Raw genomic sequence first — 7,158 nt, 5'->3', positions numbered from 1 at the left:
GCCGCGCGCCGGCTGGCCTGAGTTGCGGCTCGCAAACGTGCGCCCACGGTAGCCGGCAGCCCGGTTTCGCTACCGAAGCTGCGCGTTCGCGGCGTGAGCTCGCTTACTTGAATGTTCCTAAAACCCCGTTTCCAAGCCGCGTCCAAGCGTGTTCGGCGATGCTCCTTCCCGACGCGAGGCTTTGGGAGAAAGGACCCCGATGACCATTCCGACCGATCTGACGCGCGACGACGCGCTGCGCAGCCTGCGCGGCCAGGTCGCCACCCATGTGGCGCTGCCCGGTGAGCCGGGCTACGAGCGCTGCATGCCGTGGAATGTGGCCGCCCCGGTCAACCCGGCCGCGGTGGTGCTGGCGACCTCGGCGGAGGACATCGCCGGCACGGTCCGGTTCGCCGCGGCGCACGGTTTCACCGTCACCGTGCAGGCGACCGGCCACGGCGCCGTCGGCGTGGGACCCGACACGATCCTGGTGCTGACCGCGGCGATGAAGCACTGCGAGGTGGACGTCCTCAACCGCACGGTCCGGGTGGGCGCGGGCGCGCGCTGGCAGGACGTCATCGACGTCGGCGCCCCGCACGGCCTTGCGCCGCTGTGCGGTTCGGCGCCCGGGGTCGGTGTGGTGGGTTATCTGACCGGCGGTGGGATCGGTCCGCTGGTGCGCACGGCCGGGTTGTCGTCGGATCACGTGCGGGCGTTCGACGTGGTGACCGGTGAGGGCCGGCTGCTGCGGGCCACGCCCGACGAGAACGCCGACCTGTTCTGGGGGCTGCGCGGCGGCAAGGCCACGCTGGGCATCGTCACCGCGGTCGAGATGGACCTGCTGCCCATCCCTGAGTTCTACGGTGGCGCAGTCTATTTCGACGGAGCCGACACGGCCGCGGTGCTGCACGGGTGGCGCGGTTGGTGTGCCGGGCTGCCGGAGACGGTGAACACGTCGATCGCGGTGCAGCAGCTGCCGCCGCTGCCCGGGGTGCCCGAACCGCTGGCGGGCCGGATGACGGTGGCGGTGCGGTACACGGCCGTCGGTGATTTCGCCGAAGCCGAGCGGCTGCTGGCGCCGATGCGGGCGGTCGCTACGCCGATCCTGGACAGCGTCGGGGTGCTGCCGTACGCGGCGATCGGGGCCGTGCACGCCGATCCGGTGGACCCGATGCCGATCAACGAGGACCAGGCGCTGCTCGCCGAGCTGCCGGCCGAGGCGGTCGACGCACTGCTGGCGGTGGCAGGTCCGGGTTCGGGGTCACCGCAGGCGATCGTCGAACTGCGGCTGCTCGGGGGAGCGCTGGCGCGCCGGCCGCAGCACCGCAGCGCATTCTGCCATCGCGACGCCGCGTTCTCGCTGGCGGTGATCGGCGCCCCGACGCCGGACACCGCGGCGATGGTGGTCGAGCACGCCCGCGCGGTGGCGGGCGCCGTCGCGCCGTGGGCCACTGGTGGGCAGATGCCGAACTTCGCGCCGTCCTACGATCCGGCACGGCCGTCGCGGGTGTACGACCAGGACACGCTGCACTGGCTGGCCGCGCTGGCCGACCGCTACGACCCCGCCGGCGTGCTGGCCACCGGCCAGGTCATCCGCACACCCAGGTAGCGCCCCCCAACCGCGAAGGTGCGTGTCTGCGGCCGCCACGCCGTGAAAAAGCCGGAGAAAGCGCACGCTCGCGCCGGCCAACAGTGGCGTTGATCAGGCGATTTGGAGCCGAAGCGGCCGCCCCGGTAACCTAGCGTTCACCATCGCGGGGTGGAGCAGCTCGGTAGCTCGCTGGGCTCATAACCCAGAGGTCGCAGGTTCGAATCCTGTCCCCGCTACTAGGTAGAACGGCCCCCGGAGGACACTCCGGGGGCCGTTCTCATTCGGGTGTGAACGGATGCTCGAACATCACCTCGTAACTGAGGCGAAGCGGGGCGAAACCGTTTCGGGCCGCCGAACTCGTGTTCGGCTTCCCGAAGGTCACGCGAGGAACGGATTGTGCTCCGGCAGCGGCTTGATCAACGGATCGAGCAGCTTCGCTGACTGTTCGACGGTCAGCACGTCGGCCGGATCGAGCGGAATGACCTCGCGCGCCGATTCGTCGAACTCCCAGACGTCTTCACCGACCAGCAGGCCGTTGCGGTAGGGCCAGATCATGTGCTCGGCGGTCTTCACCAGATAGGTGGCGTCAGGGTCGACGGGCATGCCTTCTTCGGCCAGGATGCTGCCCGGGGTCTGCTGATAGATGAACGACGTCGACACGATCATGTCGTCGCTGATGGCCAGCTTTTCGTCGTCGGCGTAGAAGACGCACTGCGCGGTGCTCGCCCAGAGCGAGTAGAGCCCCTTGACGCCCTCGGTGCCTTCCACGGTGAGGGTCTTGCCGAGCATGTTGAAGTGGTAGACGGGGTTTTCCACCGTCATGTCCGGGGCGAAGATCTCCTCGTAGCGGCCGGCCATCTCCAGGTAACGGTGCCGGTTGTAGGCGTGCAGCATGTAGAGATGACGCGGGTTGTCCGTCGTCTCGATCAAACGCTCCACGGCGCGGTTGGTCTGGGTGATGTCGTAGCGGCTCATGTTCGGGTTCCTTTCAGGCTGTCGTGAACAGGTTTCGCAGTTCGGATTTCTTGAACTTGCCGGTGGCCGTGCAGGGAATCGCTTCGACGAACTCGAAGCGGTCGGGCAACTGCCACTTGGCGAACTCTTGGCCGAGGTGCTCGCGGAGTTCCTCAGCAGAGGCCCCGACGCCGTCGCGCAGGGACACGACCGCGAGTGGTCGCTCACCCCACCGGTCGTCGGGCACCGCGATCACGGCGGCCTGCGCGACCGCGGGATGCGACATGAGCTGGTTCTCCAGGTCGACCGAGGAGATCCATTCGCCGCCGGACTTCACCAAATCCTTTGAACGGTCGCAGATCCGGATGCAACCGTGCGAATCGATGCGCACCACATCACCGGTCTTGAACCAGCCGTCGGCGGTGAAACTGTCGGCGCCGCGACCGCCGTGGTAGCTGCCCGCCACCCACGGGCCGCGCACCTCCAGTTCACCCATCGCCGCGTCGTCCCAGGCGATGAGTTCGCCGTTGTCATCGCGAGCGCGGATGTCGAAGAACGGGCTGGCGACGCCCTGCCGGGTGCGGAAGCTGTACTGCTCGTCGCGCCCGCCCTCGTCGAGGGCCGCCGGCAGGCGGCACACCGAGCCCAGGGGAGCGGTCTCGGTCATACCCCAGGCCTGCACGACGGTGAGGCCGTGGCGGTCGAACCCCTCAAGCATCGACCGCGGCACGGCGGCTCCACCCACGATGAGACGGTCCAGCTCCGACAGGTCCCACCGGGTTGGTTCGGAATCGAGCGCGGCGAGCATCCCCATCCACACCGTCGGCACACCTGCGGTCATGGTGACCCGCTCGTCGGCGCACAACTCGAGGACGCTTTCCGGATCCAGACGGGGTCCCGGCAGCACCAGACGGGCGCCGGCCATTGCCGCGGCGTAGGGCAGGCCCCACGCGTTGGCGTGAAACATCGGCACGACGGGAAGGACGGTGTCCCTTGCCGATACCGCCAGCTGGTCCGGCAAGGCGGCGACGAGGGAATGCAGGACGAGTGCTCGGTGCGAGTAGACGACACCCTTGGGGCGCCCGGTGGTGCCCGAGGTGTAGCACATCGCGGCCGCGCTACGTTCGTCGACCGCGGGCCACGCGACGGGCTCGGCCCCGGCGATCAGAGACTCGTAACCCAGCGTACCGGCCGGCGCTTCCCCGTCGTGGGTGACCACGATGACGTGGGAGAAATACCGTCCGCCACAGAAGGTTTCGAACACATCCAGCAGCGACTCGTCGACGACGATCACGGCATCGCCGGCGTCGTCGACGATGAAGGCCAGCTCGTCGGGGAACAACCGCGGGTTGAGCGTGTGGACGACCGCGCCCATGGCGGGAACGGCGAAGTACAGCTCCAGGTGCTCGCTCTGGTTCCATAACAGCGTCGCCACGGGGTCCCCCTGGCGCACGCCCAGTGCGCTCAACGCACCCGCGAGACGCTTTGCGCGGCCGGCGCATTCGCCATACGTGGTGCGCGATACCGCTCCCGACGGGCGACGCGAGACGACTTCCTTGTCCGTGTGGAACCTCTCGGCGCGCTCGACGATGCTCGTCAGCGTGAGTGGATAGTCGTCCATGCTGTTGCTGCTGAGCATGTTCGGGGTCATGACATGGCCTTTCGTGGGCGCCGGCTCTTACTGCGGATCGAGGTCACGGATTTCGTCGCCGCCAGAGCGGCGTCACACAGTTCGTCCATCCCGGCCCGTAGGGCGTCGAGCAGCGGCCACGGGTCATCGACCAGCTCTCGGTCGACGACGATTCCGAACTCGAGCGATTCCTGATAGCTCATCACGGTGATGTTGATGCCGATTCCGTCCAGCACTCCGGAGACCGGAAACTGTGCGCGCTGTTGTGCACCGCCGAGATACAGCGGTGTCGCCGGCCCCGGGACATTCGAGATCATGACGTTGGCCGGCTGATTGAGTCCGCGCAGGCCCGCCAGTCGCGACGTCGCCCGCGCCGCCTGCGCGAGCAGGGCAGGGGGAATGAAGTGGTTGGCGTCCTGTAGCAACGACGCCGGCAGTGCGCGGTGACGCTCCTTGGCTTCGCCCATGGCCTCGTTGATTCGCTGCAAGCGCTGCACCGGATCAGCCAGGTCGGTCGGGAGCTGGGTCAGCATCACCGAAACCCGATTGCCGAACGTCCCCTTCTACTCGGGCGTGCGCACGGACATCGGGATGAAGCCGGCGAGGGGTTCGGCAGGCAGCTCGCCCCGCTCGTCGAGCCACGTGCGCAGACCCGCGGTGCAGATCGCCAGTACGACGTCGTTGACGGTGCAGCCGAACGTGTTCTTGATCGACTTGACCTCGGCCAGCGACATGGAGCCGAAGGCGACTCGTCGGTGGGGGGACACGCGCGCCTGGAATCGGGTGCGCGGCGCGGTGATGTCGCTGCCCCGCAAGGCTGTGCCGGCCCGACCGGCTTTCAGGGTTCGCTTGAGCAACCGGCTGCTGCGCGCGACGGATTTCACGCCGGGAAGGTGGCGAATCGTGGGGACGTCGTCAAGATGCGGTAACGCCGTGGGACCCGCGCGCAGAACTCGCAGCGGCTGACTCATCAGCCCGACCAGACCGCGGCCGAGCATCTCCAATTCGGACGGGAAGTCCTCGGCGACGATCTCCGGCGCCGATTCGGCCTGACGCTCCGTAGTGTCGTCGAGCAGGATGCTCATGACCTCGGCGCCGGAGACTCCGTCCACCGCGGCGTGGTGCATCTTGGTCAGGACCGCGACACCGCCATCCTCGAGCCCGTGGATGACGTAGACCTCCCAGAGTGGCCGCGCCCGGTCGAGCTGTTGGCCGATGATGCGGGCCACCTGTTCGGCGAGCTGTCGCTGGGTGCCGGGCGAGGGGAGGGCGACCTCGCGGACGTGGTACTCGATGTCGAAGGTGCCGTCGTCGACCCAGTAGGGGTAGTCGAGATCGAAGGGCACCTGCGCGAGCCTCCAGCGGAAGGTCGGCAGCCGGTGCAGGCGTTCGGTGATGACCCGGCGGACACGCTCGGCATCCAGGGGTTCGCCCGCGGTGGTGTGGGAGTCGTAGACCCCCAGCACGCTGACGTGTCCCTGGACGCGGTCGTTCTCCATGGCCAGGAACTGTGCGTCGAGGCTGGTCAGTTGTCGCATGCGTAGATCGTCCGACGTCGACGCCCGTGTTCTCTTGTCTGTGCGCGCCAACGTCGGGTCTGGTCGTTGTGCAATTCGCGCACCGGTGGTGGGCGGTGGCGATACCGTGCAGAGCATGGAGCCGGCCTGGGCGGGCGCGCAGAGCGACGACCAGCGGCGTGTGTGGTCGGCGGTACTGCGGCCCGCCGCCGTCGAACTGGCCGCGCGCGCCGGCGAGATCGCAGCGGCGGTGAATGACTACACCAGTGAGCGGCTCCCCGACCTGCTCGCCACCGCGGAGGCCCGCGAGGTCAACCGTGCGAGCACCGAAGCCAGCATCTGCGACTTCGCCGAGGTCCTACGGGCCGGGGCCGACCCCGCGGAGGCGATACGGCTTCCCGCGCCGACCCTCGCCTACGCCCGGGACGGTGCGCACCACGGCATACCCCTGACCACGCTGATGCGCAGCTATCGCCTCGCACACGCCGCGACGTCGAAGCACTTCAGCACGATCCTGGAGACCCACGCGGGCACCGCCCAGGATCTGAACCTGGCCTCCGAGTTGGGTTCGGCGTGGATGTTCGCCTTTGTCGACGAGGCGCTGTGTCTGGTCGAGGAGGTCTACACCGCCGAGCGGGACCGGTGGCTGCGCAGCGCGGCGGCGAACCAGGCCGAGACCATCAGAACCATCCTGGCCGGAGAGCCGATCGACGCCGAGGTGGCAACCAGACGGTTGCGCCATGAGGTCGGCCGGGTGCACGTCGCCGCCATCGCCTGGCTGGACTCCCACGAGGAAGGGCGGAGCACCCAGGCCAGCCTGGAAGCGGCCATCCGCGATGTCGCCGCGATGATCGGCAATCAGAAGCCGCTTGTGCACAGCCTCGGCATTCTGTCGGTTGCTGCGTGGATCAGCTCCAACAGCGTCGTTCCGTCAAAAGTACTGGACGAGTTACGGTTTCGTTCCGCCACCGCACCCGGTGTCCGGGTCGCGGTGGGCGAACCCGCGCGCGGTATCGCGGGGTTCCGCTCCAGTCATCTCGAAGCCCTTGAGGCGCAACGGATCGCCCGGCTGGCCAATCGCCCCGCGGGTAGTGTCACCCGCTACAACACCATCTCCCTGGGCGCCATCGCCACAGTCGACGTTGACCAGTCGCGGGTGTTCGTGCAACGCGAATTGGGCCGCCTGGGGTCGGCGGATGAAACCACCCGCCGCCTCGCGGCGACGCTGCGCACCTATCTCGACGAGAACTGCAGCCGCGGACGAACTGCGAAGCGATTGCACATCCACGAGAACACCGTCGCGTACCGGATCCGCCAAGCGGAGGAGCTGTTGGGCAGACCCCTGGGTAAACGGTCGCTCGAACTGCGGGCGGCGCTGGCGCTGGCCGAACTGGTCGGTGAGACGCCTGATGCAGATACCCGCGGCGGGACCGAGGTTGTGCAGGCTAAGCGCGAGAACCGCTCCGCATAACTTCAGATTCGAAGGC

At 68.2% G+C, this 7,158-nt stretch carries 5 protein-coding genes, 1 tRNA gene and 1 pseudogene; 3 read left to right on the top strand and 4 right to left on the bottom strand.

Annotated elements, in window-relative coordinates; genetic code table 11:
* The first annotated feature begins 199 nt into the window (after positions 1-199).
* Together ASJ79_RS22820 and ASJ79_RS22815 are read left to right on the top strand one after the other, a co-directional pair.
* The gene (locus tag ASJ79_RS22820) at positions 200-1,588 is read left to right on the top strand and encodes an FAD-binding oxidoreductase (protein ID WP_067960268.1); all 1,389 of its coding nucleotides are present in this window, start codon (positions 200-202) and stop codon (positions 1,586-1,588) included.
* A 144-nt stretch (positions 1,589-1,732) separates the two neighbouring features.
* Positions 1,733-1,806 (top strand) — tRNA-Met (locus ASJ79_RS22815).
* 142 nt (positions 1,807-1,948) lie between these two features.
* On the opposite strand, the gene ASJ79_RS22810 is transcribed toward ASJ79_RS22815, so the two are convergent.
* From ASJ79_RS22810 to ASJ79_RS34365, 4 genes and pseudogenes are all read right to left on the bottom strand, one after another.
* On the bottom strand, positions 1,949-2,545 hold the full coding sequence (locus tag ASJ79_RS22810; protein WP_067960264.1) for a hypothetical protein: 597 nt from the start codon (positions 2,543-2,545) through the stop codon (positions 1,949-1,951).
* 13 nt (positions 2,546-2,558) lie between these two features.
* Positions 2,559-4,175, bottom strand: a complete 1,617-nt coding sequence (locus tag ASJ79_RS22805) for a long-chain fatty acid--CoA ligase (RefSeq protein ID WP_197420337.1) — start codon at positions 4,173-4,175, stop codon at positions 2,559-2,561.
* Positions 4,172-4,693 (bottom strand): annotated as a pseudogene (locus ASJ79_RS34370) (WS/DGAT domain-containing protein); the annotation flags it as partial. The pseudogene ASJ79_RS34370 and the gene ASJ79_RS22805, both read right to left, overlap by 4 nt.
* A gap of 24 nt (positions 4,694-4,717) precedes the next feature.
* Positions 4,718-5,692: a wax ester/triacylglycerol synthase domain-containing protein gene (locus tag ASJ79_RS34365; protein ID WP_231750983.1), complete on the bottom strand. Its 975-nt coding sequence runs from the start codon at positions 5,690-5,692 to the stop codon at positions 4,718-4,720.
* 115 nt (positions 5,693-5,807) lie between these two features.
* Here ASJ79_RS34365 and ASJ79_RS22795 point away from each other — a divergent pair, with 115 nt between their 5' ends.
* Complete coding sequence (locus ASJ79_RS22795; protein WP_067960261.1) at positions 5,808-7,142, top strand: CdaR family transcriptional regulator; 1,335 nt, start codon at positions 5,808-5,810, stop codon at positions 7,140-7,142.
* Positions 7,143-7,158: the final 16 nt, after the last annotated feature.

Source organism: Mycobacterium sp. NAZ190054 (assembly GCF_001545925.1).
Classification (GTDB): Bacteria; Actinomycetota; Actinomycetes; order Mycobacteriales; family Mycobacteriaceae; genus Mycobacterium.
This window is presented reverse-complemented; position numbering and strand designations above follow the sequence as displayed.